Annotated in this window: 22 protein-coding genes and 1 tRNA gene; 2 read left to right on the forward strand and 21 right to left on the reverse strand. The window is 62.6% G+C overall.

Annotated elements, in window-relative coordinates:
* Positions 1–207: 207 nt before the first annotated feature.
* The 21 genes from gdhA to AAAX72_RS00240 form a co-directional block, all read right to left on the reverse strand.
* Complete coding sequence (gene gdhA, locus AAAX72_RS00140; protein WP_349128458.1) at positions 208–1,563, reverse strand: NADP-specific glutamate dehydrogenase; 1,356 nt, start codon at positions 1,561–1,563, stop codon at positions 208–210.
* Between the two features lie 251 nt (positions 1,564–1,814).
* Positions 1,815–2,210 (reverse strand): DUF3343 domain-containing protein, encoded by a 396-nt coding sequence (locus AAAX72_RS00145; protein WP_195193057.1) that lies wholly within the window; start codon positions 2,208–2,210, stop codon positions 1,815–1,817.
* A 15-nt stretch (positions 2,211–2,225) separates the two neighbouring features.
* Complete coding sequence (locus AAAX72_RS00150) at positions 2,226–2,858, reverse strand: molybdenum cofactor guanylyltransferase (protein WP_349128459.1); 633 nt, start codon at positions 2,856–2,858, stop codon at positions 2,226–2,228.
* A 154-nt stretch (positions 2,859–3,012) separates the two neighbouring features.
* A tRNA-Sec gene (locus AAAX72_RS00155) sits at positions 3,013–3,109 on the reverse strand.
* Positions 3,110–3,258: 149 nt separating this feature from the next.
* Positions 3,259–5,226 carry a selenocysteine-specific translation elongation factor gene (selB, locus tag AAAX72_RS00160; RefSeq protein ID WP_349128461.1) on the reverse strand — a complete coding sequence of 656 codons (1,968 nt, stop codon included), beginning with the start codon at positions 5,224–5,226 and terminating at the stop codon, positions 3,259–3,261.
* Positions 5,223–6,680 (reverse strand): L-seryl-tRNA(Sec) selenium transferase, encoded by a 1,458-nt coding sequence (gene selA, locus AAAX72_RS00165; RefSeq protein WP_349128463.1) that lies wholly within the window; start codon positions 6,678–6,680, stop codon positions 5,223–5,225. Before selA ends, selB begins: the two co-directional genes overlap by 4 nt.
* A 76-nt stretch (positions 6,681–6,756) precedes the next feature.
* The gene (locus tag AAAX72_RS00170; protein ID WP_349128465.1) at positions 6,757–8,874 is read right to left on the reverse strand and encodes a molybdopterin-dependent oxidoreductase; all 2,118 of its coding nucleotides are present in this window, start codon (positions 8,872–8,874) and stop codon (positions 6,757–6,759) included.
* A 160-nt stretch (positions 8,875–9,034) separates the two neighbouring features.
* Positions 9,035–9,874 (reverse strand): formate/nitrite transporter family protein, encoded by an 840-nt coding sequence (locus AAAX72_RS00175; RefSeq protein WP_349128467.1) that lies wholly within the window; start codon positions 9,872–9,874, stop codon positions 9,035–9,037.
* Between the two features lie 39 nt (positions 9,875–9,913).
* Positions 9,914–10,417, reverse strand: a complete 504-nt coding sequence (gene hycI / locus AAAX72_RS00180) for a hydrogenase maturation peptidase HycI (RefSeq protein ID WP_349128469.1) — start codon at positions 10,415–10,417, stop codon at positions 9,914–9,916.
* Positions 10,417–10,998: a formate hydrogenlyase maturation HycH family protein gene (locus tag AAAX72_RS00185; RefSeq protein ID WP_349128471.1), complete on the reverse strand. Its 582-nt coding sequence runs from the start codon at positions 10,996–10,998 to the stop codon at positions 10,417–10,419. The genes hycI and AAAX72_RS00185 overlap by 1 nt, the downstream gene beginning before the upstream one ends.
* On the reverse strand, positions 10,999–11,781 hold the full coding sequence (locus tag AAAX72_RS00190; RefSeq protein WP_217750434.1) for an NADH-quinone oxidoreductase subunit B family protein: 783 nt from the start codon (positions 11,779–11,781) through the stop codon (positions 10,999–11,001).
* 2 nt (positions 11,782–11,783) lie between these two features.
* The gene (locus AAAX72_RS00195) at positions 11,784–12,500 is read right to left on the reverse strand and encodes a formate hydrogenlyase complex iron-sulfur subunit (RefSeq protein WP_070097519.1); all 717 of its coding nucleotides are present in this window, start codon (positions 12,498–12,500) and stop codon (positions 11,784–11,786) included.
* Position 12,501: 1 nt separating this feature from the next.
* Entirely contained in the window at positions 12,502–14,274 is a 1,773-nt protein-coding gene (locus AAAX72_RS00200; RefSeq protein ID WP_349128473.1) for a hydrogenase large subunit, read from the reverse strand.
* Between the two features lie 3 nt (positions 14,275–14,277).
* Positions 14,278–15,837, reverse strand: coding sequence for a hydrogenase 4 subunit F (locus AAAX72_RS00205; protein ID WP_349128475.1), 1,560 nt, complete (start codon positions 15,835–15,837; stop codon positions 14,278–14,280).
* A gap of 3 nt (positions 15,838–15,840) precedes the next feature.
* On the reverse strand, positions 15,841–16,494 hold the full coding sequence (gene hyfE, locus AAAX72_RS00210) for a hydrogenase 4 membrane subunit (protein WP_118237867.1): 654 nt from the start codon (positions 16,492–16,494) through the stop codon (positions 15,841–15,843).
* 13 nt (positions 16,495–16,507) lie between these two features.
* The gene (locus AAAX72_RS00215) at positions 16,508–17,965 is read right to left on the reverse strand and encodes a hydrogenase 4 subunit D (RefSeq protein ID WP_349128477.1); all 1,458 of its coding nucleotides are present in this window, start codon (positions 17,963–17,965) and stop codon (positions 16,508–16,510) included.
* Positions 17,966–17,980: 15 nt separating this feature from the next.
* Positions 17,981–18,907: an NADH-quinone oxidoreductase subunit H gene (locus tag AAAX72_RS00220; RefSeq protein ID WP_022095201.1), complete on the reverse strand. Its 927-nt coding sequence runs from the start codon at positions 18,905–18,907 to the stop codon at positions 17,981–17,983.
* Positions 18,908–18,919: 12 nt separating this feature from the next.
* A complete protein-coding gene (hyfB, locus tag AAAX72_RS00225) occupies positions 18,920–20,938 on the reverse strand; it encodes a hydrogenase 4 subunit B (RefSeq protein ID WP_215673407.1) in 2,019 nt (672 codons plus the stop codon).
* Entirely contained in the window at positions 20,931–21,548 is a 618-nt protein-coding gene (locus AAAX72_RS00230) for a 4Fe-4S dicluster domain-containing protein (RefSeq protein ID WP_022095203.1), read from the reverse strand. Before AAAX72_RS00230 ends, hyfB begins: the two co-directional genes overlap by 8 nt.
* 78 nt (positions 21,549–21,626) lie before the next feature.
* On the reverse strand, positions 21,627–23,849 hold the full coding sequence (fdhF, locus tag AAAX72_RS00235) for a formate dehydrogenase subunit alpha (protein ID WP_349128479.1): 2,223 nt from the start codon (positions 23,847–23,849) through the stop codon (positions 21,627–21,629).
* Between the two features lie 76 nt (positions 23,850–23,925).
* Entirely contained in the window at positions 23,926–24,444 is a 519-nt protein-coding gene (locus tag AAAX72_RS00240) for a 4Fe-4S dicluster domain-containing protein (protein ID WP_022095206.1), read from the reverse strand.
* Positions 24,445–24,873: 429 nt separating this feature from the next.
* Here AAAX72_RS00240 and AAAX72_RS00245 point away from each other — a divergent pair, with 429 nt between their 5' ends.
* Positions 24,874–25,197 (forward strand): type II toxin-antitoxin system RelB/DinJ family antitoxin, encoded by a 324-nt coding sequence (locus AAAX72_RS00245; protein WP_152067705.1) that lies wholly within the window; start codon positions 24,874–24,876, stop codon positions 25,195–25,197.
* A complete protein-coding gene (locus AAAX72_RS00250) occupies positions 25,190–25,666 on the forward strand; it encodes a hypothetical protein (protein ID WP_349128481.1) in 477 nt (158 codons plus the stop codon). The genes AAAX72_RS00245 and AAAX72_RS00250 overlap by 8 nt, the downstream gene beginning before the upstream one ends.
* Positions 25,667–26,353 lie beyond the last annotated feature (687 nt).

Consider the following 26,353-nt stretch of genomic DNA (forward strand, 5'->3'; position numbering starts at 1 on the left):
AAGTGTACCAAACGAGGGGCCGCACACCGTTTTAGGACAAAATCCACCCACCCATACATAACTTGCGGTGATATACGGACTGATTAGCCGTTCTGGAACGCAAAACAGTCCGTATATCACCGCAAGTTATGAGGAGTCCTCCGGGATAGAAAAGGCTCCCAGCCGGAATGGCTGGGAGCCTCATCACATGCTATGTCGAGCGAGGATTTAGCAGACGCCCTGGGCGAGCATGGCGTCGGCGACCTTCAGGAAGCCGGCGATGTTGGCGCCCATAACGAAGTTGCCCTCCTGGCCGTACTCCTTGGCGGTGTCGTCCACGTTGTGGAACATGCCGCGCATGAGCTGCTCGAGCTTGCCGTCGACCTCCTCGAAGGTCCAGGACAGGTGCTCGGCGTTCTGGCTCATCTCCAGGCCGGACACGAGCACGCCGCCGGCGTTGGCAGCCTTACCGGGCATAAAGGCGACGCCGTTCTTCTGGAAGTAGGTCGTGGCCTCGATGGTCGTGGGCATGTTCGCGCCCTCGCCGACCACCTTGCATCCGTTGGCGACGAGTGCCTGGGCGTCCTCGAGCAGCAGCGTGTTCTCGCGAGCGCAGGGCAGCGCAATATCGCAGGGAAGCTGCCACACGCCGCGGCCGTCGCCCTCGTGCCACACGGCGTTGGGCTTCTCGTCGACGTACATGGCGAGCGTAACGCCCTTGTCGTGGCCGGAGCGCTTCTTGTTATAGACGTGCTCGAGCACGGTGTAGTCGATGCCGTCGGGATCCTCGACCCAGCCGTGGGTATCGGAGCAGGCGAGCACCTTGCCACCGAGCTGAGTGACCTTCTGGACCGCATAGATAGCGACGTTGCCGGAGCCGTGAACGACGACGTTCTTGCCCTCGAAGGAGTCGCCGCGGCTCTTGAGGTACTCGTCCACAAAGTAGGCCAGACCGTAACCGGTGGCCTCGGTACGGGCGAGCGAGCCGCCAAAGGAGAGGCCCTTGCCGGTAAGGACGCCGGTCCACTCGTTGGTCAGGCGCTTGTACTGACCGAACAGGTAGGCAACCTCGCGGCCGCCAACGCCCAGGTCGCCGGCGGGAACGTCGGTGTTGGGGCCAATGTGACGATAGAGCTCGGTCATGAAGGACTGGCAGAAGTGCATGATCTCGTTGTTGGACTTGCCCTTGGGGTCAAAGTCGGAGCCGCCCTTGCCGCCGCCCATGGGAAGGGTGGTCAGGCTGTTCTTGAGGATCTGCTCCAGACCCAGGAACTTGAGCATACCCAGGGTGACCGTCGGGTTAAAGCGCAGGCCGCCCTTGTAGGGTCCAATGGCAGAGTTGAACTCGACGCGGTAACCGCGGTTGACCTGAACCTTGCCCTGGTCGTCGACCCAGGGAACACGGAACATGACGATGCGCTCGGGCTCGACGAGGCGCTCAAGCAGGGCGGCCTCCTCGTACTCGGGATGGGCGTCGAGCGCCGGCTGGATGGTGCCGAGAATCTCGGTCGCGGCCTGGATGAACTCAGGCTGCTCGGGATAGCGGGCCTTGAGCTCTTCGAGAACTTTCTGCGTGTAGCTCATGCTTCCTCCAATTGATGGAAAAGAAAAGTGTCGTTCGAGGCGCCCCATGCGCCGCGAGCTTTATCGAGTATGGATAATATCGCACTGTTGCGGGAAAGTTTCGCATAAGCCGACGAGCAGATGTTTCGTTTTGATTACGATGCAGGTAGAAGCGTTTTTGAGTGCCCAACGCGCAAATCGCGTGTTTCGAAGCTGTTTCGTCCACATGTTCCAAACCACCACATTGGGCACCTTTGTGGTGGTGTTGGTGGTTAGAGGACGAGCTGATGGTAGTCGGCAGGGGTTATGCGGCCCTCGGTGGCGGCGCGGAAGGCAGCGAGCGCATCGCCCGAGAACGGCATGGCCCAGCACAGGCCGCAACCTGCGGTAATGGAGCCGGGCAAAGGCATAATGCGCCCGGGCACGCCGGCATCCAGGCAAAGCTGCTCGCACTCCATCACATCGAAGGTGCTGTCGAACGAAACGATAATCTTGCGCTCGTGGTCGAGGGCATCACCGGACGGGCCTTCGCGATGTGCCTCGCGATACGCCGCGGCGGCCGCTTCCTCTTCCGCAGTATGTCCACAGCCACCGCAGCCGCAGGTACAGGGCTCGGAACCATCGCAAGTGCAAGGCTCTCCCGTGTCGGGACAAATATCGTGAGACATGGCAACTCCAATCGTCTAGGCGAGCAACTCGGCCGCCGCAAACTCCTCGGGCGTATTGACGTTCTCGAAGCAGAGCGTGGAACCGGCAACCTCGACAATCTGGGGCTCATCCAGATAGCCGGCATGGACCTGGTCGATCAAACAGCGGATGCGTTGGCGGTCCTTGTCGAGCAACTCACGGGCAACCGACGCGCAAGTCTGGCGGCGCCACACGGCGCACAGCGGCTCAATCCCCCGCTCCTCGCGCGGCACGCACACACCGAGCGCCTCGGCCTCAACATGAACGGCAAGCGCGCCGATGAGTTCCGGCGAGACAAACGGCATATCGCAGGCAACGATCGCCACGAGAGGCAGCCGAGCCGCGGCCAACGAGCTCGCGATGCCACGCATGGCACCCGCAGGCCCTTCAAGATCCGCTACCACACGCGGCACAAGACCGCCAAACGCGCGCTCCTCAAGATAGGCGAGCTCGCTGGGACGCGAGGTCGTCACAACCAATTCGCCGGCAACTTGCGCCAGGCGACCCAGCACGCGTTCGATGAGCGGCTCGCCGCAAAACAACATCCGCGCCTTGTCGGAACCCATGCGCGACGACAGCCCGCCCGCCTGGACGACGCAAGAAAGATCGGCTCGTCTTACGGTAGTCATACGGCAAAACACCCCCATCGGCATGCTCTAAACCCGGTGCACGAAGCTGAATGCAGCCGCCGAAATAGCGGCGCTACGAAAAGCTCGTGCAATAACAAAACAGCGCCTTTGCGGCACGCAGTAAGACCGCGAGCACAAAAGCGCTGGTAGCGTATGGCGGGAACGTATGTGAATCGAACACATCCAAGACGTTTTGCACGCCTCGCAACGGTTTTGAGGACCGCGGAGCCCACCGGAGCCCATCCGTTCCCAAGTACGGAGGTATTTTACCAAACCGAACAGGCCCCATCCCAAAAAGACGAGCAAGAAGTTGCGATGGAATAGTTCCCGGTTTTGCTGACAAAGCCTCCAACTAGGAACTATTTCACCGCAACTGAGGAGGCGGGGGCAGGTGACCGGCCTAGCGCAGGGAGCGCAGGCCGCCGGCATCCTTGTCGAGCGCCGTAAAGCGCACGGCATCCAGGTGTTCCAAGATGCTGATGGCACGTTTACGCGACACACCTAGGGCCTCGCGCAGCACGCTCGTGGTGGCGGCGCCACCGGCGTCGGTGATGGCGGCGGCGACGAGCTCGCGCGCATGGGCCTCGGCGGCAGCAGACAGGGCAACGTCGCGCTCGACCTTAGCGATCAAGCGGTTGAGCGAAAGCTCGCGCAGGGCTCGCGTCATGGTGTCGCGATCGAGCTGGAGTTGCTCGCCCACCTCGGGCAACGTCGGCGCATCGAGGCCGGCTTCGTCCAGCAAGGCAACGATGCGTTCGCAGGCCTCGCGCACCACACGCGCTGCAGCGGCAGCGGAGTGCGGGTCGAACACCTCGGCGCCCTCGGAGGCGCACACGCCGCGAGAGCAGCCCTCGGAAATCAGGGCTGCGGCAACTGTATCGTCAGCGGTAGACCAAGCAGCATGGGCGACGGCGCCGGGCGTAAAGCCCGTCTCCTTGGGGGCAGCCGCGTGCATGGCAGACAGGGTCGCCGCCAGGGCATCCATCGCAGCGTCAAGCACCACGGCGTCCGCCAAGAGGTCCGTTTCACCCGCGGCAAGCTTGCGAACGGAGCCCTGCGCCACCAACCCGCGCAGCGCGGCATCGACCTGGCCGACACCAAGATCCAAAGCCTCGGCAACATCAATCACCGTAACCGGCAGCGCCTGCAGCGCAAGCCAAGCGCCCACACCGCCCGCGATATCGCCGGACTCGAGCGCCGCGTACAGCGCACGCTCTCCTTCGGCAAGCTCGCGCGAGCGACGGCAGTGCGAAAGCAGCACGCGCCCGCCGCCAATAAGCATCACGGGCGAATACGACAACACCACGGCATGGTCTCCGGCGCGCAGCGGCAGCGGCTCCTCCAAGCGCACCTGCACCACTCGCGTCTCGCCCACCGCCATGGGGGCCTCGCCCTCCAAAAGCATGATGCGGCCAACAACCTCGGCCGTGCCGGCCATCACATGCACGCGCGCGCCCGACTCGAGCACGCGCGGCTTGGTGCCCTCGCGACCCAGGTAGGTGAATGTCATCATAAATCGCAACGTCTGACCAAAGCGGTCCGCCACGCCCAGCATCTCGCCGCGGTCAAGCACCGCGACGCCATCGCCAACCAGGTTAAGCGCCACGCGTTGCCCAGGCAGCGCGCGCGGCGTATCGCCATGCACCTGAATCCCGCGCACACGACAGACCGTACGCGACGGCAAAGCCATCAGCTCGTCGCCCACCGCAACCGGCGCATCGTGCAGCGTTCCCGTCACGACGGTGCCGACGCCCTTGATCGTAAAGCAGCGGTCAATCGGCAAGCGTGGCGCGGCGTCGCTCCGCTCGGCGCGATCGCGGCAAGCATCCCAGCAGGCATTCACCTGCTCGTCGAGCACCGCAAGCAGCCCGTCGATACCCTCGCCCGTCTTGGACGACACGGGCACGATCGGCGCGCCCGCAAACACGGTGCCCGACAAAAAGTCATCGACATCGAGCTCGGCAAGCTCGACCATCTCGGCATCGGCCAGGTCGCGCATCGTAAGCGCCACCACCATATGCGTAACGCCCAGCAGCTCCAGCACATGCACGTGCTCGCGGGTCTGCGGCATCACGCCCTCGACGGCAGAGACCACCAACACGGCAACATCAATGCCCGTGGCACCCTGCACCATGGCGCGCAGGTAATGCGCGTGGCCCGGCACGTCGACCAGGCCGACGATCTTGCCGCTCGGCAGCGCCAGCTCGCCAAAGCCAAGCTCCACGGTCATACCGCGACGGCGCTCGACCTCCAGACGGTCGGGATTCTTGCCGGTCAACGCCTCGATCAGTGCCGACTTACCGTGGTCGACGTGGCCCGCCGTGCCAACGATAACGGGACACTCCACCAGCGCTTGAACCTCACTCATCGAGCAATCGCCTTCTTAACGCACGCGACGAGCGTCGATGCCGCCGTCTCGATATCACGGTCACCCACGAGCGTGCGTACGTCAAACAGGACGCGATCGTGCGAGGCGCGCGTGACAACCGGTGTGTCGAAATCTTGGACGAGTGAGCGCTTGAGCGCGTCGACGGACAGGCACCCGTCGACTGGGCAGACGGCCACGCACATCGTGGGCAGCTCGACGGTAGGCAGCGAGCCGCCGCCGGGAGTCGAGGACTCCTCGACAATCTCCAGCTCAACGGCGCACGGGCAACCAGCCTTATCGAGCCCGGCGACCATACGATCACGCAGCTTACGGGCACGTCGCTCCAAATGAGCCTGCGGCAGCGTAAGCATGCTGAGCACCGGAATATCGCGATGGGCAACATCGGCGCCATCCATGTAGATACGCAGCGTGGCCTCGAGCGCCGACAGAGCCAGTTTGCCCGGACGCAGAGCGCGCATGAGCGGATGTGCGCCGCAGGCCTGGACCAGATCGCGACGGCCCATGATAATGCCCGCCTGCGCGGCGCCGAGCAGCTTATCGCCCGAGCATGACACGATATCGAGCCCCGCCGCGACCGAAGCCGGCGTGGTTTCTTCGCCTCCGCGCACCAAGATGTCGTCGGGCAACAGCGCGCCCGACCCCTGGTCCTCGTAGAACAGCAGGCCATGCTTGTGAGCAAGCGCCGCAAGCTCCCGAGAGCCCACCTCCTCGTGAAAGCCCTCGATGCGATAGTTGGAAGGATGGACCTTGAGGATCATGGCCGTATCGGGCGTGATGGCGCGCTCGTAGTCGTCCAGGTGCGTGCGGTTGGTGGCGCCGACCTCGACGAGTTTGGCGCCCGAAGCCGCCATGACATCGGGGATGCGGAAGCTGCCGCCAATCTCGACAAGCTCGCCGCGGCTGACGATGACCTCCTTGCCTGCGGCATGGGTCGCCAGCACCAACAGCACGGCGGCCGCGTTATTGTTAACGACCAGCGCGTCCTCGGCACCGGTAAGCGAGCGGATGAGCTGCGCGGCATGTTCCTTGCGCGACCCGCGCGAGCAGGTGTCCACGCTGTACTCGAGCGTGCTGTACCCGCGCGCGACCTCGGCCACGGCCTTTGCCGCCGACTCCGCGAGCGGGGCGCGGCCCAAGTTGGTATGGATGACCACGCCCGTAGCGTTGACGGCAGGGCGCAGGCTCGGCAGCGCGGAACGGTGCGCACGCCACTCGATGGCCGAAGCCAGGTCGCGCTTAGAGCGCGGGGCGGCGCCGGCGCGAATGGCGGCTCGCTCCTCGTCGAGCTCGGCCGTGACGGCGGCATGCACCACCGCGTCGCAGGTCTCCCCCGCCGCCTTCACCACCGGCCACTCGGTAAGCAGCTCGTTGACGGAGGGAATGGCGCGCAGGCGGGCGCGCACCTCATCGGACATGTTCTGGCTATCGCTCATGTGCGACCTTTCAAAACCAAAGGTGAATCAATCGTTCGAACGTCAAACTATCAGCCAATTCGATCGGCTGAGTCAATCAATCGCTATTATCCTCGCGTGCCGCGATCTTTTCCACGCGAACGGCGTTTTCCTGGGTGAGCGCGGCGCCCGTCAATGGGTCCCAACGCAACGGTGTATGGTCGAGTGGGCCGACGCCCAAGGCCTGAGCGCCGCCGGCATCGGCGCCAAACGAACGCCCGCCGGGGGCGGCCGAGGTGAAGATGCACGCCGGATGCAGATACGGCGTCGTCTCCACGCGCACGCGATCGCGGCCCATATCGCTCACCAACTCGACGACCTCTCCATTGGCGATACCCATGCGTGTGGCAACACCGGCATTCATCTGCACGGCGTCCAAGTCGGAACCCGCCTCGGCGGCACCTGCTGCCGCGAGCCTGCGCGAGGTATGCGACTCAAAGGGTCGATTGCCACTAATGAGGCGAAACATCCCCGGGCTGGGCTCCACCATGGGCGCGATCCAGTCGGGCACACGACCCATGCCGGCTCGCTCCCATATGTCGCTTGCCAGCGCAATCTTGCCGCCGGCAAGCGGAATCACCGGCTCACCCGTGCGCGTCGGCAGCTCCATGCCCGTATCGGCCCAGCCGCGCTCCATGAGCTCGTCCAGATCGATCCCAAAAGGCGCCACCTGGGCAGCCGCCAGATCGTCAGACGTAAACTGGAAGTACTCGCCCACGCCACACGCCTGCGCCAGACCGGCAAAAATCTCCCGACCGGGACGTGTGTCGTCATGCTGCACGGGCAGCACGGCGTTGCGGTAGAACACGCGCGCATCGTTGGCGCCCGTCACCGTTCCCACGCCGCGGTCAGCCTCCAGATACGTCACGTCGGGCAGCACGAAGTCAGAAGCACGCGCCGTCTCGGACCAGCAAATATCAATCGTCACGAGCAAGTCGAGCTGCTGCAAAATACTCAACCAAGCCTGTGCATTGCCATAGCCCGCACCGGGGTTACTGGCATAGACGATGAGCCCACGCAAATCGCCGGCAAGAATCGACTGACCGATAGTCGTGCACAGGCCGCGCACCGGATCGACCAGCGGATAGCGCTCGGACCCCAGCTTGGGCCCGCGCGGCACCGGCGGCGTCGCAAAGCGTGCGGGATCGAGGTCGCCCAACACAAGCGGCGTGGGCGGGTTGAGGGCACCGCCCACGTGTCCGATGCAGCCCAGCAGCACGTCGACCAAGCAAATAGCGCGCGCGGTCTGGGTGCTATTGGCATACGCGATTCCGATGCCGCCATGAAAGCCCGCATCCACCACGGCGGCAGGCGCGGCGGCAGCGAGATCGCGCGCCGTGGCGACAATCTCTGCGGCCGGCACGTCGCACATCGACTCGGCCCACTCGGGCGTCCAAGCACTGGCCGCCTGTGCCAGCTCGTCAAAACCCGTGGTATAGTGGTCCACAAACTCGCGGTCGTACAGGCCCTCGTCAATCAACACGTGGGCAATACCCAACAGCAGCGCCAAGTCGCAGCCCGGGCGTACGCGGAGCCAGCGATCGGCAAGCGCGGCCGAGCCGCTGCGCCGGGGATCAACCACGATGATCTTCGCCCCGCGCCGGCGCGCATCGTTGAGCGCATCAACGGCTCCCATCGTCGACGAATCGACAATGGAACGCCCCAGGTACATAATGCAATCGGTACGCGCCAGGTCGGAGGCGGGACTATAGCCCAGGCTGTGCTCCCAGCCGGTAAGTCGGCTTACCTCGCAGGCACCATCGGCACCGTACACGTTGGGCGAACCCAGCGCATGCATAAAGCGATAGCCCCAGTAGCGGTCGAACGAGGGAACGCCGAGCGTCATGCCCAGTGCACGAGGCCCGCACTCGTCAACAATCCCCAAAAGACGCTCGGCAATCTGCGCGAACGCCTCGTCCCAGGTAATCGCATCAAACCCCGAGCCATCCCGGCGGCGTCGCATGGGGTGCACAATGCGGTCACGCTCGTCAAACGGCATTGCCAGGCGATGCCGTCCGCGGGCGCACAGGGCACGCGCCGCGCACGGATGCCCCGGCACCGGCAACTCGGCCACCACACGCCCATCCTCAACATGGGCCGCAAAGGCGCAATCGGCATAGCATCCCCCGCATGTCGTCACCACGGAGCGACCGTCATGCATAGTTCTCGATGCCATCTCGATTATTCCTTCCAGCTCAGGGGTTCAGGCCCCACCGCACCACAGCTCTGCCGCCAGCTGCCGCGACGCAAAGCCCGCAGCATCTACCGCAGCAAGACACGAAGAGCCTCCCAAAAGGCAAACGCCCCTCGGGAGGCCCGTACGTCATTCCGGCTTATTACGCCTCGGACTTCTTGGCGTAGACAAACCAGTAGCCGAGCGCGATCAGAACCGCACCGCCCACGATGTTGCCCAGCGTGGCGGCGGATAGGTTAAACGCAATACCCGCGACGTTGAGCGCATCGGCCCCGGCAACCTTGGCACCATAGCCGCACGCGTGCATCACGGCACCCATGGGCAAAAAGTACATGTTGGCAACGCAGTGCTCAAAACCGCAGGCCACAAAGGCGGCGATGGGCAGCAAAATGCCCACAACCTTATCGACTACGGTCTTGCCGGCGGTACCGATCCACACGGCCAGGCACACAAAGATGTTGCACAGGATGCCGCGGAAGAAGATCGTCACCCAGTCGACCGTCACCTTGCCGGCGGCGACGCTCACCATGGAATTGGCGACCGCCTCGCCGTTGAGCTTGTAAATGCCGGCCATGTACACCAAGAAGACGATGAACAGAGCGCCGACAAAATTGCCGATCCACACGACGACCCAGGCCTTGAGCATCTGGACCAGCGTGATCTTTTTGCTCTTGAGCGCGCAGACCATAAGCGAATTGCCGGTAAACAGCTCGGCGCCGCACACCAGCACCAGCACCAGGCCCAGGCAAAAGCACAGGCCGCCCACGACGCGCTGGGCACCCCAGCCCAGCGTGCTGTCGCTCAAAAACACCGTAAAGAACAGGCCGCCGAAGGCGATAAACGCGCCGGCGAACATTGCCAACAGAAAGGCCTTAGCGACCGGCAGGTTAGCCTTGGTCACGCCGGCGGCCTCGGTCTTGGCCTCGATCGCGGCGGGCGCCAGGCAATCGGGAGCGGGGTACTCCACTTTGGAATCTGCCATGTCAATCGCTTCTTTCCTAATCAGCAGGGACAAGCGCTGCTATAGCTCCTGCCCCAAGCGGACAAAGTGGGAAAAGTCGTTGGCGGCCACGGCGTCGTACACGGCGTCGACGGCGTCAAAGACTTCCGGGGACATAGGGTTGTAAAACTCCGTATCGCCCGGCTGAATCCCTATGAAGACGATATCTTCGCACGATTGCTCGATTTCCTCGATCAGAATCGACAAAGGGAGCGAATGCGTGGTGAACATCGACTTGCGGGCCACGTCACGTTTGTCGAGCAAGCGGATGGCGCCGACGGGCAGCGCCATGTCGGCGGCATCGACCAAAACCAAACGCGGCGGACGCTCACGCTTAACCTCGATGATGTCGTCCTCGGGCGTCTGACCGCCATCGATGGTGTACCAGCCAGCAAGCGGCGCGTCCTCCATCTTTTTGGAGAGCACGGGGCCGGCGGCATCGTCGGCACGTAGCACGCTTCCCGCAGTGAGCACGATACCCGCAAACGGGGCGCCGTTCACACGACCATCCACAACGCGACCCATTACTGCAACCTCCCCGTCAGATACACACCCGACACATCGCGCACGCGTTCCACCAGATCGCGGAACTTCATTAAGAACGCGACCTGCTGGGCATGCAGGCCAAAGTCGTCATCGAACACCGAGATGCCGGCCTTGGCAGATCCGCGAAAACCGCGCTCGTCGAGCAGCGCATCGCAGGCCTCGAGCAGCGACGGCACCGCCGCCTTGTCGAGCTGGCACTCGCCAAAGGAGCGGATGGCCTCAAACTTGGTTTTGGCCTCCCCCTCCGGCAGCGCGTCGACGAGCGAATAAAAGACGTTCACCGGCACCGACAGACGCGGCTCAAAGCAGTCGAGCACGCCGGTGTGGTGGCCCACGGCGAGCGTGTAGTACAGCACGTCGCAGGCCTCCTGGGGAACGTCTTCCTTGGTCTCCACAAACTTACGCGTGAGCTCATAGAAGACCACCTGGTCGGGCGCATGGCCCAGGCAGGGGTCGGCGACGCCCTCGGCGGCCTCGACGCTTGCGCGCGAGGCATCGCCAAAAGAGCCGCCGAGCATGCCGGGACCCGCAAAGTAACCAGAGCGGTCCGTAAGCTCCATCTAGCGACCTCCGGCCAGCACCAGATCCTGAAGCGCCGAGTACACCTCGACGCGGCGCGGATCGTCCTGCTTGTCGATGAGCAGCGCCATGGCACCGCGGATATCGCCCTTGGGTGCACCCTCGAGCGTGTCCATGAACTCGTTGGCCAGGTCGCGGCCGTAACGGTAGCCGCTCATGGCGCGAGCCTCGCGCTCGATGGCAACGCGCAGCTTGTACGGCACGCCGGGGTGCAGGATATCGGCCTGCTCGTCGGCGGCCTCCACCGTGGTCTCGGCATGGAGCTTTTGGTCCAGCAGACCGAGTGCCATGGCAAAGCCGTAGACGGTCTGCGCGGGGCTGGGCGGGCAGCCGGGGATGTAGACATCGACCGGCAGAATCTTATCCGTGCCGCCCCAGACGCAGTAGTTGTCGTAGAAGATGCCGCCGGTGCAGCCGCACGCGCCATAGGACACCACGATCTTGGGATCGGGTGCGGCCTCAAAGGCGCGCAGGGCCGGCATGCGCATGGCACGCGTCACGGCGCCGGTGTACAGCAGCACATCGGCGTGACGGGGCGAGGGCACGACCTTGATGCCAAAGCGCTCGACGTCGAAGACGGGCGTGATGGAACCGAAGATCTCGATCTCGCAGCCGTTGCAGCCGCCGCAGTCGACACGGTAGACGTACACCGAGCGCTTGATCTTCTTAAGAAGGGTCGCCTTGGCCTTCTCGATGCTCTCGTCGAGCTCGATCTTGGTCGGGCGGTACTGAAGCCGCTCGGGCAAAAGCGTGGGTTCGGCCATGGTTACTCCTCCTTCGTTTCAAAATCCATGATGATGCCCTCGACCGGCGCCGGACCGGCGGGAATCTCGGGCGCATCGGGGTTGAGCTCGCGGTCGATATACTCCGGGTTCACGCCGTGGCCGCCCAGATACTCCATGCCGGGGCCCTGGGGCTCACCGGACGCAAGCGTCTCGTTGGCGGCCATGCCGGCAGCGTTGCCGGTCTTTACGGCCGAGGCGGCGCGCAGGGCGTCGAGCTCGCGCTTGCACTCCTGGCACATACCGACGGTACGGGCGGCCTGCTCGGCCTCCATGCCGCCGGCCTTTTGCAGCAGGCGCTTAGCGTAGTCGATCTCCTTGTGCGGGGCGAACGGCTTGCCGCAGCGCGAGCAGTGCTCGAGCGTGTAGACGCTCTTGCTGGTGAGGTCGTCCTTGCTCATGACGGCCAGCTCAAACTCCTCGGTGAGTTTGATGGCCTCCATGGGGCAGGCTTCCTCGCAACGGCCGCAAAAGATGCAGCGGCCGTAGTCGATCGACCAGGTGATGGTATCGGCCGCAAGGTCGGTGTCCATGCGAATGGCATCGGCCGGGCATGCCACGCCGCAGGCACCGCAGGCGATGCAGAGCTCGGCGTTGTGCTCGGGCTTGCCGCGCATGTCCTTATTGGTGGGGAACGGCGCAAACGGGTACTTGACCGTCGCGTCGCCGGCCTTGGCGTTAACCTTCCAAAGCTTCAGCATATTAGAGCGCCTCCTCATCGAGCGGAGCGGCTATGGTGCCCTCGCCCGCAAGCGGCGACTTGTCGCGCCAGACGTTCTCGAACTGCTCCTTGTCAAGCACATGGTCGCGCTTGGCGGCGACATCGGTCACCGTCACGCGGTCGGTGCAGGAGTAGCACGGGTCGAGCGAGCCGACGATCAGCGCCGCGTCGCCCACGGTGTTGCCGCGGAACATGTAGCGCAGGACCGGCCAGTTGCTGTACGTGGCTGCCTTGGCGCGCCAGCGGTAGCACTTCTGGTTGTTGCCGAGCATCGCCCAGTGCACGTCCTCGCCGCGCGGCGCCTCGGTGGCACCGATAGCGTACTTGTGCGGGGTGTACTCCCAATCCGTGGTGAGGATGGGGCCCGACGGGCAGTTCTCGAGCATGGTCTCGATCATGTCGATCGAATCGTAGACCTCCTGGATGCGAACGGCGGTACGGCCGAAGGCATCGCAGGTGTCTGCCGTGGCAGCGTGCATCTTTTGGACATCCGGATCGGCGTAGCCGTCGAAGGGATGGTCAAAGCGCACGTCGCGGGCATAGCCCGAGCCACGCATGAGCGGGCCGACCGGCGAGAAGTCGCGTGCGATCTTGCGGTCCAGAATGCCGATACCGCTCGTACGCTCAATAAAGTTGGGCGTGGAGAGCAGCATATCGACGAGTTCCTGAACCTCGGAACGCAGCTGGTGGATGGTCGTGAGCGTGGAGAGCTTCTGCTCGGCCAAAATGTCGCGACGCACGCCGCCGATCACGTTGAGGCCGTAGGTCTTGCGGTGACCGGAAAGCTTCTCGGCCAGGTCCATGGACTTCTCGCGGACGCGAAAGAACTGCTGGAAGCCGGAGTCGAAGCCCGTGTAGTGCGATGCCAGGCCAATGTTGAGCAGATGCGAGTGCAGACGCTCGACCTCGAGCATGATGGCACGGATGTACTGGGCGCGCGGCGGGACATGAATGCCCTGGGCGCGCTCGACGGCCTCGGCATAGGCCACCGAGTGGGCGCAGCCGCAGATGCCGCAGATGCGGTCGGCGAGGAACGTCACGGCGTCATAGTTCAGGCGCGTCTCGGCGACCTTCTCCATGCCGCGGTGCACGTAGAACAGACGGTAGTCGGCGTCGACGATCGTCTCGCCCTCGACGAACAGGCGGAAGTGGCCAGGCTCGTCGGAGGTAATGTGCAGCGGGCCCATGGGGACGAGCGTGGTCTCCTTGCCCTTGGTGTCGGCCAAGAACTCGTAGTTTTCCATGTCGCTCGCGGGAGCGGGACGGAAGCGGTAGTCCATGGAGTCCTTGCGCAGCGGGTACAGGCCGCTGGGCCAGTCATCGGGCAGCACCAGGCGGCGACGATCGGGCAGACCCTCGGGGATCAGGCCGAACATATCGCGCAGCTCGCGCTCACCCCACACGCAGGCGGGGACGAACGGCGTCACGGACGGGAACGTCATCTTGGCGGGATCGACCTCGGTACGCACGGTCACCCAGCCGGGATCCTCCCCCTCCATGGAGATGACGTAGTACACGGCGTAACGGCCGCACAGACTGCGCTCATCGTTGCCGATGATCACGGGAATCCAGCCGTAGCGCTCGTAATACAGGTAGTGGACGGCCTCGGGCAGCTTGTCCTGCTTGACGGTAATCGTCAGCTGGTCCTCGCACTGCCACTCGACCTTCTCGATGCAGCCCGGAACGGCGCGGCGCAGGGCCTCGACATGGCTCTCGCAGCGACGGGCATACACCTTGTTCTCAGTTTCAATCATTCGTTACTCCACCTCGCTCTGAGCGGTCTCGGTACCGAACACAGCGCGGTACATCGGCGTCGCGTGAAGTTCCTCGGTGCTCTGCTCGAGCACGATGCCGGTCGCGGTCTCCACACCGTGCACGAGAGGCAGCGGGGTGGCGATGCCAAACCACAAGATCATGACAGCCAGGATGATTTCGGGGATAAGCATGAGCGCCGGGGCCTCATGCTTGCCCATGCCCTGGGGTGCATGGCCGAATACCGACTTGAGTGCGATACGGGTGAGCGCGGAGATGGCCACGGTAAGACCGAGGGCGACCACGACGACCAGCCACATGGGACCGGCGGTAACACCGGCGACAAAAGTCAGGAACTCGGAGATAAACATGCCAAAGGGCGGGAAGGCGGCAAGGCCGAGCAGCGCCAGAATGGCGAGCGCGGCGGTTGCGGGGGCAACCTCGACGACGCCCTGGATCTTGGCCAGGCTACGCGTGCCAAAGGCGTGCTGGATGTTGCCGGACACGCAGAAGGCAAGCGTCTTGGTAAAGCCGTGGAACACGCAGTGCAGCAGGGCCGCGGCGATACCCAGCGGGCCGCCGATACCCAGGCACAGGGCGATAACGCCCACGTTCTCCACAGACGAGTACGCAAAGCGGCGCTTGAGGTCGTCCTGGCGGAACATAGAAAGTGCCGCCACCAAAATGGACAGCGTGCCGACAATCAGCAGCAAAAGCTGCGGATACTCGGCGCCCACGGCCTGGATAGTAAAGCCGTAGAAGCGCATGATCACGAGCATGGCGCACTTAAGCAGCACGCCCGAAAGCAGGGCCGAGACAGGGCTCGGGGCCTGGGAGTGGGCATCGGGCAGCCAAGTGTGCATGGGGAACAGGCCGGCCTTGGTGCCAAAGCCGATCACGATAAACGCAAAGGCGAGGCGCATGAGCGTCGGGTCGAACTGGTCGGCATACGGCAGCACGCACGACAGGAATGCGGCCTCGTGGGCGTTGGGAATCACGTCGGCGGCGTTGGCGTAGATCAGCAGCGTACCGAACAGGCCGAAGGCCACACCGGCGGTGCAGACCATCGCATACTTCCAAGAAGCCTCAAGGGCCGTCTTGTTCTTGTAGATACCCACCAGGAACACGGTGGAAAGCGTGGTTGCTTCCACGGCGGCCCACGCGAGGATCATGTTGTTGGACAGGCACGCGAGCAGCATGGTAAACACGAACAGACTAAACAGTGCAAAATACTGCTTGGCGCGCTCGGCGGGCATGGAGCCCTCCTCGATATCGGCCTTTACATAGGGCAGCGAGAACAGCCCCGTAAGAAAACCGATAAAGCCGATGAGCAGCACAAAGATGGCGCCCAGCGAATCGAGGTGGAACCACAGGCCAAGAGCGCTCGCGGTTTCGCCGCTCATAAGGACGTCACCGGCCGTCATAATCGACAGCGCCAGGACGGCTGCGACGGAGACCAGGTTGAGACCGGCAAACACGTTATAGGACGTGTTCTTGGGCAAAAACGCCATAACCAGCGAGAACACCAAAGGAGTCGCGAGCAGGGCGAGAATCAACGTTTCCATGGACTACCCCCTCAGCTCGGACAGGTCGCGCGCATCGAGCGAGTGGGAGTCGTCCCAAATGCGACGCACGACGATGGACATGATGATGACGGCAAAGATGGCGTCGGTGGCGATACCGATCTCGATGATCTCGGGAGCGGTGGGGGCCAAAAGCGCGAGCGTCACGTGGCTGCCGTTTTCCATAAGGCAGTAACCAAAGATCTGCTTCATGATGTTGCGCTGCGAGATGATGCAGGTGAGGCCCACAAAGAAGTGAGCGAAGCTAATAGCGAGCGCAGGCGTTGCGACCTCGGCCGTGGGAAGGCTGATCTGCGTCACGACGGCAAAGCAAATCGCGACCTCCACGGCGATGATGCAGATGGCCCACGCGGGCTTAAGGCCGGCCTTGAGTGATGCGTCGCTCGGCTCGCCCATCTTCTTGTATGCGCGGTTGAGGATATAAGGGACCAGGACAACCTTGGTGATAAAGGCAGATCCAGCCCACATAAGCAGCTCCTGCGCACCAGTGGTGACACCGAGCGTGGCGAGAAGCCCCACGAGCACCAGCGACTGCACCGCATACCAGTGGATGGAATGTTTGATGTTCTTGGAGACAACCACCATGGTGGACGTGACGATCAGAAGGCCGCCAAGGATGTTGACGATCGAATAACCCATGTCGTTCTACCTCCTAACCGATCCAGCTGGCCGAAAGCGGGCCGCTGACGATGACCATGATGATGAGCACGATGAACACAAACGCCATCGCGCGGGGAAGCGGGGCTCCCGCAGCGACCTCTTCGCTCGGCTCGCCGGGCAGGCAATAGCCCATCCACTTGAGGAACCAGGCGAAGGTGGCGACGGTCTCGGCGACCATGATGCACACGAGCACCAGGATCGCGACGTTGCCGGCACCTACAGAAAAGCCGCCGGCGATGATCTGGAACTTCGAGAAGAACGTGTTCATGGGCGGCACGCCGGCAATAGCGAGTGCCGCGACACCGAAGCCCACGCCCGAGATCGGGTACTTCTTTACGATGCCGCGAAGCTTGGGCAGCATACGCGTGCCGAGCGTAAAGGAGAACGAACCGGCGATCAGGAAGAACAGCGTCTTGGCGAAAGCGTGGTTAAAGATGTGGCAGACGGCGCCATCGAAGGCCAGCTGGCTGCCAAAGACCGAAAGGCCCAGACCAAAGAACACATAGGAGAGCTGGGCGATCGTGGAGAAGGCCAGCAGACGCTTCATGTCCTTTTGCGGCAGGTACATAAGGAAGCCAAAGAGCATGGTGACCATGGCGTCGATAATGGCGACCCAACCCACGATCTCGGGGATCTCGCCGGCAGAGACGAGTGCACGCGCGAACACGCACACGCCGACCTTAACCATCGAGGCGCCATGCAGGTAGGCCGAAACAGGCGTCGGCGCCTCCATGGCCGAAGGCAGCCACATGTACATGGGAACCTGTGCGGACTTGGCCCAGGCCGCAAACAACACGAGCAAAAGGACGATAGCCTTGAGCTTGGCGTCGAGGCCGGCAATCGCGGTAATGGCGAAGGTACCGGTATGGGCAAACACGATGGCGGCGCCCAGATACAGGCCGAGCGCACCGATATGCGTAATGATCAGAGCCTTCATGCCGGCCTTCTTGGCCGTAGGCGTCATGTAGTAGCTAATGAGGCCCCAAGAGCACGCACCCGTGATCTCAAAGAACACGAGCTGGCCCAAAAGGGTCGAGCTGTACACGAGGCCGGCCATGGCGCCGATGAAGATCGCGAGGTACGCGTAGAAGCGACGACGCGGTGCGTCGGGATGCTCACGGTTATTCTCGCTCATATAGGGAATCGAATAGATCACGACAAGCAGGCCGATACCCACAAAGGCGGGCGCGAGCAGCGTGCTCATGCGATCGAAGGTGAATCCCATGACGAGGGTCTGCCCAAACGAGATCAGGGGGACCTGCGTGTCGGGCATGCCGGCGCCAGCGAAATTCGCGGCGAGGGCGATGGTGCAGACCGTCGAGACGGCGGCACCCAAAACGCTGAACCACTTGGCGTACGGACGGGGGAACAGGGCGACGAGCACCGAGGCCACCATCGGGGCCGCGATAGCGACCAAGCCGAGAAGGGACAGACTGACTGCAAATGACATTGTTTCTCCCTTCTCCTACACGCCGACGACCACGAAGACAAACGCCAGAACGGCGATGCCCACGACGGCCCAGGTCTGATTGCCAAGCACCTTAAAACGCGAGCGCGAGCAGGAGTTCTCGATCACGCCGCATACGACAAAATCGATCAGGCACTTCACCAGGAAGATGACTGCACCCAGAACAGCGGCGGCGCCCACGGTCGCGGGCTCGCCCCAGGGGACGAAGATCGCGCAGAACCAGGCGACGACCAGGACCTGCTTCATGGACATGGCGAGCTTGGCCATCGCAAGCGACGGGCCGGAAAGCTCGGCGAGCGGGCCCTCCTGAAGCTCCTGCTCGGCCTCGGCCTGATCAAACGGCAGCTTGCCGAGTTCCATGTAGCAGGCAATCGCAAAGGCGATGCCGGCGAGGATTACGGCGACCGGCGCGTCGATGGCGCCCGTCATGATGTGCTGACCCATGGTGGCGATGTCGGTGGAACCGCACACCAGGGCGGCGGCAAACAGCGCCAGCAGCATGGACGGCTCGATGAGCACGCTCATGAGCAGCTCGCGGACGCCGCCGATACCGGCGTAGGCGTTGGACGAATCCACGCCGCAGAGGGCGAAGAAGAAGCGGGCGAGCGCCAGGCTGTACATGATGGTGATGGCGTCACCAAAGACCGGGATGGGGCTTTGCGCCGTAAAGAGCGGCAGGCCCATCGCGAGCATAAAGGCGACGGCGAAGAACAGCGGCGGCATAATGCGCAGCGCAAAGCTCGCGTCCTCGCTCTGGGACTCGGGGCGCGCAAAGAGCTTGGCCAGGTCGCGATAGTCCTGCATGATGCTGGGGCCGCGACGGTTGTGCATCTTGGCGCGGATCACGCGGCCGAGACCGGAGAAGAACGGCGCGACGGCCATGACGACCACGCCCTGCAGAACGGCAAGTACGATGTTGTTCATGCTCTCCCCTCCTTAACCCATTTGCACGGCGAGCACGAGGAACACCACGAGTGCCGCGACGATGTAGCAGATATAGATGCTGTAGTTGCCACCCTCGAGCTTAGTCGCGAGGTCGGCGAGCTTCTCGACACCCTTATGCGGGGCATCGACGAGAACCTTGTCGGGTACGGGCTCCACAGCCTCGGCCACACCGGTGAGCTTCTGGAAGAAGTGCGCGATGGACCAGCAGACGGCCGTGCAGCGGTCGCGCAGCGTGTAGAGCGGCTGCATAAACCAGGACACCTCGGAGGCAAAGGTCGTGGCCACGACGGGCATATGCTCGTTGGGAGCATAGCCGCATGCCCACGGCTGGGACTTCTGCACCTTGCCGACGGTCTTGAGCTTGCGATAACCGCAGGCAAGACCGACGAGCACCACGAGCGCAATAGCGATCGCGGGCGTGGAGGTGGCAGCGCCGGAGTACTGGTTCATGAGCTCCATGCCCTCGGCGGCAAACACGCCGCCGTACGGATGCAGCACGGACGCGGCGACATCGACCAGCACGGGCGCGATCACGGGAGCGCCAATGCCCAGCACGACGCAGATGGCCGCGAGCAGGCCCTGCGCGAACACCATGGGGGCGGGAACCTCCTTGGCATTGGCCGCAGCCTCGGAACGGGGCGCGGAGGCAAAGGAGACGCCATAGGCCTTGACGAAGCACGTGACAGCCAGCGCGCCGGTAATGGCAAGCGCGACGGCAGCGAACACGGCCACGATCATGACGGCCTTGTCGCCCTGCATGGCGGCATTAAACAGCGACTGGTAGGTAAACCACTCGGAAACAAAGCCGTTAAAGGGCGGGATGGCCGAGATGGCAAGCGCGCCAACGAGGAAGCAGATGGCCGTTGCCGGCATACGACGGAACAGGCCGCCCATCTTCTCCATATTGCGCGTACCCGTAGAATACAGCAGCGCACCGGCGCCCAAGAACAGCTCGCCCTTAAACATCGCGTGGTTAAACGTGTGGTAGAGGGCGGCCATCAGAGCCAGGACGGCGATACCGACCGAGTTGAGCGCCATGGCGGCCATGGAGGCACCGACGCCGAGCAGAATGATGCCGATGTTCTCGACGGAGTGATAGGCCAGCAGGCGCTTGATGTCATGCTCCTGCAGGGCGAAAGCCACGCCGAGAACCGACGAGATCGCACCGAAGACCATGACCATAAGGCCCCACCAAACCTGAACGCCCGAGGCGGAGAGCAGGTCGAGACCAACCTTGAGGATGCCGAAGATACCGATCTTGATCATGCCGCCGGACATGAGGGCCGACACGTTGGACGGCGCCTCGGGATGTGCCTTGGGCAGCCAGCCGTGCAGCGGGATGATACCGGCCTTGGCGCCAAATCCAAAGAAGGCGAGCACGAAGCACACGGATGCGACCGCGGGGCTAAACTGCGTAGCGCGGAAATCCGCAAAGGCAAACGAGCCACCGGCGAAGTTGGTCATGGTGAGGAAGCTCGCCATGATGAGCACAAAGCCCACGTGTGCGATCACAAAGTAGAGCCAACCGCCGTGGATGGAATTCTCGTTCTCCTCGATCACGACCAGGAAGTACGAGGTCAGCGACATGAGCTCAAAGGCGACCAGGAACCAAAACACGTTGTCGGCGGTGATGACGAGCATCATGGACGCCACGAAGGTGTTAAAGAAGAAGCCAGCGCGGCCCTTTTTGCCCGGGTACTCATCAAAGTAGTTGAGACCGTAGATCGAACCGGCAAACGCGAGCACCGAGATGAGCGCCACGAACAGGCCGGACAACTGATTGAGCAGCAGCTGGAAATGGGCAAACGGGAAGAACACGATGGTGTCGACCGACGTGACATCGCCCAGCACGGCCTGGATACCGGCCACAAACGAAAGCACCGCGGCGACGGCGCCGATAAGGCAGCCGGCGGTTTTGGCGGCGTTATCGGCCTTGATCAGCAGAACCGAGGCGAGCGCACCGATGCACGAGACGGCAAGCGATGCGATAAACAGCGTCATGCTATCCATTGTTTACGCTCCCTTCTGCTTTCTCGGACAGGCCCTGGGCCACAGCGGTAACGTCGACGACCGGACCGTTTTCGATCGAACGCAGGCGCTTGGCCTCGTCGAGCTCGCGATCGGCCGCGCCGCCCATGACGGTCAGCGCCTTGGTGGGGCACGCCGCCACACAATGCGGGCCGTCCGGATCGAAGGCGCACAGGTCGCACTTGACGGCGCAGGTGTACTGGCCAGGAGCCCACGTAAGCAGGCTGCTCAGGGACTTAGGATACGAAGGCGTCGGGTCGCACATGCCTGCGACACCGGCGATAGACGTGCCATCGGGATGGATGGCTCCGAAGGGGCACGCGATGGCGCACAGCCTGCACCCGATGCACTCCTGCTCCTTGACGTGGATGCGATCGCCATCGTGCTCGATGGCATTCACCGGGCAGACCTCGGCGCAGGGGGCACCCTCGCAATGGTGGCAGGCAAGGGCGGCCGAAATACCGCCGGTCTTCACGAGCGCCAGGCGCGGCGTATCCTGAAGACCCTGCATCCGGTGGGCGTCGGCACAGGCGGACTGGCATGTTCCGCAGCCGATGCACCTCTCCGGGTTGATGTCGATGAAGCGGTTCATCCCCACTTCCTTTCAAAATAACGGGCCGGGCTCCCGAACGTACGGGACGCCCGGCCCAAATAGCCAACGAGAACGGGACTACACGATTTGGTTCACGTGCGTCTCGTCGTCGAACTTGGCGGCGCCGGGCTCAACGTCCTGGGGAGCGGCGGCGTCCACCAGAGCCTGCTTGAGCTCGGTGTACTGACGCTCGACCTCGCCCTCGGCCCAGACCTGGTCGGCGATAGCGTCGACCTGGCAGGCGGAGAACTTGTCCTCGGGCGTATGCGAGACCGGGTCGACCTTGTGCATGGTCAGCTCGTTGCACTTGCCGATCCACCACTGGTAGGTCATGTAGACCGTGCCCTTGTTGATGCGATCGCTCACGTCGGCGCGGCTGTATACCTGGCCGCGGCGGCTGTGAATCGAGACGATGTCGCCGTTCTTGATGCCGCGCGCCTGGGCGTCCGCGGGATTCATGCGGACAAAGCCGGGCTCGTCGGCAAGCAGCGCCAGCGTCTTGCAGTTGCCGGTCATCGAGCGGCAGCTGTAGTGGCCGACCTCGCGGACGGTGCACAGGATGAGCGGGTACTCATCGTCGGGAAGCTCGGAGGGCGCCTCCCAGTCGTGCGCCATCAGGTTGGCGCGGCCGTCCTTGGTGGTGAACTTGCCACCAGCGAACATGTCGGGCGTACCGTGGTCGTTCACATCGGTGCTCTTGACGGGCCACTGGGCGTAGCCGCCCTCGGGAGCCATCTTCCCGTAGGTCGCGCCCACAAAGTTGGGGCACAGGCTAATGCACTCGTTCCAGATCTGCTCGGTGTTGTCGTAGTGCATGGGGTAACCCATGCGCGTAGACAGATCCGCGAAGATCTCCCAGTCGTGACGGCACTCGCCCTTGGGCGGAACGGCCGCGTCAAAGTGCTGGAAGCTACGGTCGGATGCAGTAAAGACACCCTCGTGCTCGCCCCAAGAGGTGGCAGGTAGGATGACGTCGGCGAGCATGGTCGTCTGCGTCATAAAGATGTCCTGGCAAATGAACAGATCCAGCTCGGAGAGCGTCTTGCGCATTCCGGCCGAATCGGGCTCGGTCTGCACCGGGTCCTCGCCGTAGTTGTAGAAGCAGTGCACCTTGCCCTCGTCGACCAGGTGGCCCAGGTCGGTGAGCTTGTAGCCCTCCTCGAGCGGGAGCTTTTCCTCGGGCACGCCCCAAGCCTTGGCAAACTTGGCACGCACTGCCGGGTCGGTGACCTTCTGGTAGCCAGGGTACAGGTTGGGCAGCATGCCCATATCACAGGAGCCCTGGACGTTATTCTGGCCACGCACGGGCGCGAGACCGGAATTGGGTTTGCCGATCTGGCCGGCAACGCAGGCGATGGAGGCGATGGTGTGCACCGTCTTCAGGTTCTGCTTCTGCTGGCATACGCCCATGCCCCAGCCAATGATGGCAGAGGGCTTCGCCGTGGCGTACATCTCGGCAGCTTGGTGGATCAACGCGGGCTCGACACCCGTGATGTCCTGTACGGATTCGGGAGTGTAGTTCTTGATGGTCTCCCACCACTCGTCAAAGCCGTTCGTGTGCTCGGCGACGAATTCCTTGTCGTAGAGGCCATCGTTGACCAAGCAGTTGGCAAAGGCGTTGAGGAACGCGACGTTGCAACCATTCTTGATCGGAAGGTAGAGATCGGCGATACGCGCGGTTTCGATATGGCGCGGATCGGCGACGATGATCTTGCAACCCTTTTCTTTGGCTCGCACGATACGCCTTGCGACGATGGGGTGCGAATCGGCAGGGTTATAGCCGAAGAGGAAAATGCAGCCCGCATCCTCCATACCGGGGATGGAGCATGACATGCAACCTGAACCAACCGTGTCCATCAGACCGAGGACAGTAGGGCCGTGTCAAGTACGGGCGCAGTTGTCCACGCTGTGGGTGCCGATGCACGCACGCGTAAACTTCTGCATAACGTAGTTCGCCTCATTGCCGCCGCCTCGCGAAGAGCCGGTGGTCATGACAGCGTTAGGACCATATTCGTCAATTATGGCCTGCATCTTAGATGCGGTGAAATCCAGTGCCTCGTCCCAGCTTACGCGCTCAAGATCCGCGCCCTTAGTGCGGCGGATCATCGGGTGCAGTACGCGAGGAGTCAAGATCTTGGTGTCGTTGATGAAGTCGTAGCCGCTCATGCCCTTAAGGCACAGCTCGCCCTGATTGGTGATGCCGTTGAGCGGTTCGGTACCCACGACCTGGCCGTTTTGGACCAAGAGGTTAAACTGGCAACCGGCGCCGCAATACGGGCAGATCACTTTATGCTTCTCCATGACACCCTCCTTCCTTTCTCTGCTACCGATTAATCGGTACTTATTTGACAATCGTTGGGCTTGTATGGCCGCCCGCCTACGCCTCGTTTTCGATGGTGGCGCGGGCACGCTCGGCAGTCAGCTCCGCCAGGCGCTCCTCGTCCACCAGGGTGAGGCCCTTGGTCGGACAAGCCTCGGCACACGCCGGACCGCCGGGACGGTCCACGCACAGGTCGCACTTGAGCACGAAGCTCTTAGTCTGCGAACCTACGCGCACGTCGCCCATTAAGACGGGGACCTGCGTGGTCGCCACGCTCACGGCGCCAAAGGGGCAGGCCATGACGCAGCTCTTGCAGCCGATGCAGTTGTCCTCGTTGACGCCGATGCGATGGTTCTTTGGATCAAAGAACAAGGCGCCCGTGGGGCAGGCCTTGGCGCACGGGGCATCCTCGCAGTGGTGACATGCCACCGGCGCGGAAATCTCGTAGGTGCGCGTTACGCGCAAGCGAGGTGCGGCGATGTTGCCGGGAATATCGTGTGCTTCGATGCACGCCGCCATACAGGTTTGGCACCCAATGCAGCGTGAAGAATCAGCCACGACTCGTTTATTGCCCATGTTGTTCACTCCCTCCTGAATCCCATGCCGGAGAGACCCTGCCGACGTTGCCCCGGACCGCCCGTGGTCCGGCATCGGCGTATCGAGTGCATGCGGCGAAACAGGCACTTCGATAGAATTCCTCCAACGATATACAAGTTTAATATACGCAGTTGCAGGGGGCAAACTTGAGCATAGGCCCTGCAATACGGGTGTATTGCAGGGGTTTTGGCAGGTTGGAATTATTCTCTAGAAGCTATAAAGGTGAGTGTAATACATGCGTACGCCCAAGAAAGATTTCACGCTCGTTTCTGAAGGATGTAGTACGTTTGTAATATCGTTTACACTCAATTACTCTAGTGTAATAAAGTAATGGTTGTAAGATTGGCTATTATTAGCCGTTGCTGTATATGACTATTCATATTGCACGCTCATTAAGGGAGGCCAGTGATGTCATCGACTCAAAAACGAGCCATCCTGCAGGTGCGCATTCGCGAGGAAGACAAGCAACATGCCGAGCGTCTCTACGACGCCATGGGCACATCGCTCGCCGAGGCCGTCCGTCTTTTTGTCGCGCAGAGCATTTTGATGCGCAAGCTCCCCTTTCAGCCGGTCGCCGTGCGCTCAAAGGACGGCACCGCCGCCTATGGATCGCTCAAAGCATATGGTGACCCCAATCGCCGCGCCGAGGAGCGCAATGCCTGGATTGAGTACCTTGCCACGGAAAGCGACGATTCGATTTTGGGTCCCGAGGAAGTAGATATCCATGAGTAGCACCATCATCGACGAGACCGTCATCCTACGCTACCTGCTTGACGACGACGAAGTCCTGTCACCGCGCGCCGCCAAGGTCATCGCCACACGCACCGCTCGCGTCTACCCCGAAATCATCACGCGCGTCGCCGTTACGCTGCGTGACGTCTACAAGGTCCCGCGTGTGGAGATTGCGACGGCCATGACCAAGCTGCTCGATGATGTCATGGTCGACGAGCCCACCGTTGTCTCCCTTGCCGTCAAACTCTTTGGCAAGACCCATATGGACTTTACCGACTGCCTCCTCGCCGCCCGAACCGCCATCTACAACGATGATGTCGTGAGCTTTGGCAAGCCCATCATCCAAGGCATGATCGATTACCGCCGCCAGCGCCAAACCGCTGCCGACGCCCGCGACCGCGCCGCCGAAGCCCGCAGCCGAAGCACCGACTCCACCATCGACAAGCTCCGCCACCAATCCCGCCACTAGTCCCATCCCACCCTAAGTTGCGGTGAAATGGTTCCTGTTTTCAAGCTTCCACGGGCCTTTTAGGAACTATTCCACCGCAACTTCCAGGTTGGCCATCCGAAACCGGCAGCCTTGGACCGCGAATCCTACTGTTCGCCACGAAATGGGCCTATCTACTACGTTTAACCGATCGCCCTCGACCATACCGAAATCCGAAATATCAAAACCGCTGGTAGACGGCTTGCCGATTTTCCGAAAATGCTGCTATGGTCGGCCCCTGCGAGCCAAACGTAGTAGATGGGCCGCTTTCGTGGCCCAGCACCAGACCAGTCATTTTGGAACAGGACTTTTTGACCACAGTTGCCAGCCGATCGCTAGAGTAGTCAAAAATGCCCGTCCCAAATTAGCCACCCCGACCCTCAGTGGGTTCGCAAAAGCCGGAAAACAGTCCGTATTTCACCGCAACTTAGGAGGGGATGTGGGGTCCCCGGCATGTATATGAAAATGGCTCTGGTCCCAAAAGGAACCAGAGCCATTCATCTATCTTATGGAGCGGGCGACGGGAAGTCCAAGGGTTTGCTTCGCAAACCCTTGTTTCGCTGCGGGCCATTGGCCCTTGCGTGCTGCGCTGGAAAATGCTCACGCATTTTCTCAGCTTCGCACCCTGCCGGGTTCGATTCCCGTCGCCCGGCACGCTTATGAAAACGG

Origin of the sequence: Collinsella sp. CLA-ER-H8 (genome assembly GCF_040092335.1) — a bacterium.
GTDB lineage: Bacteria > Actinomycetota > Coriobacteriia > Coriobacteriales > Coriobacteriaceae > Collinsella.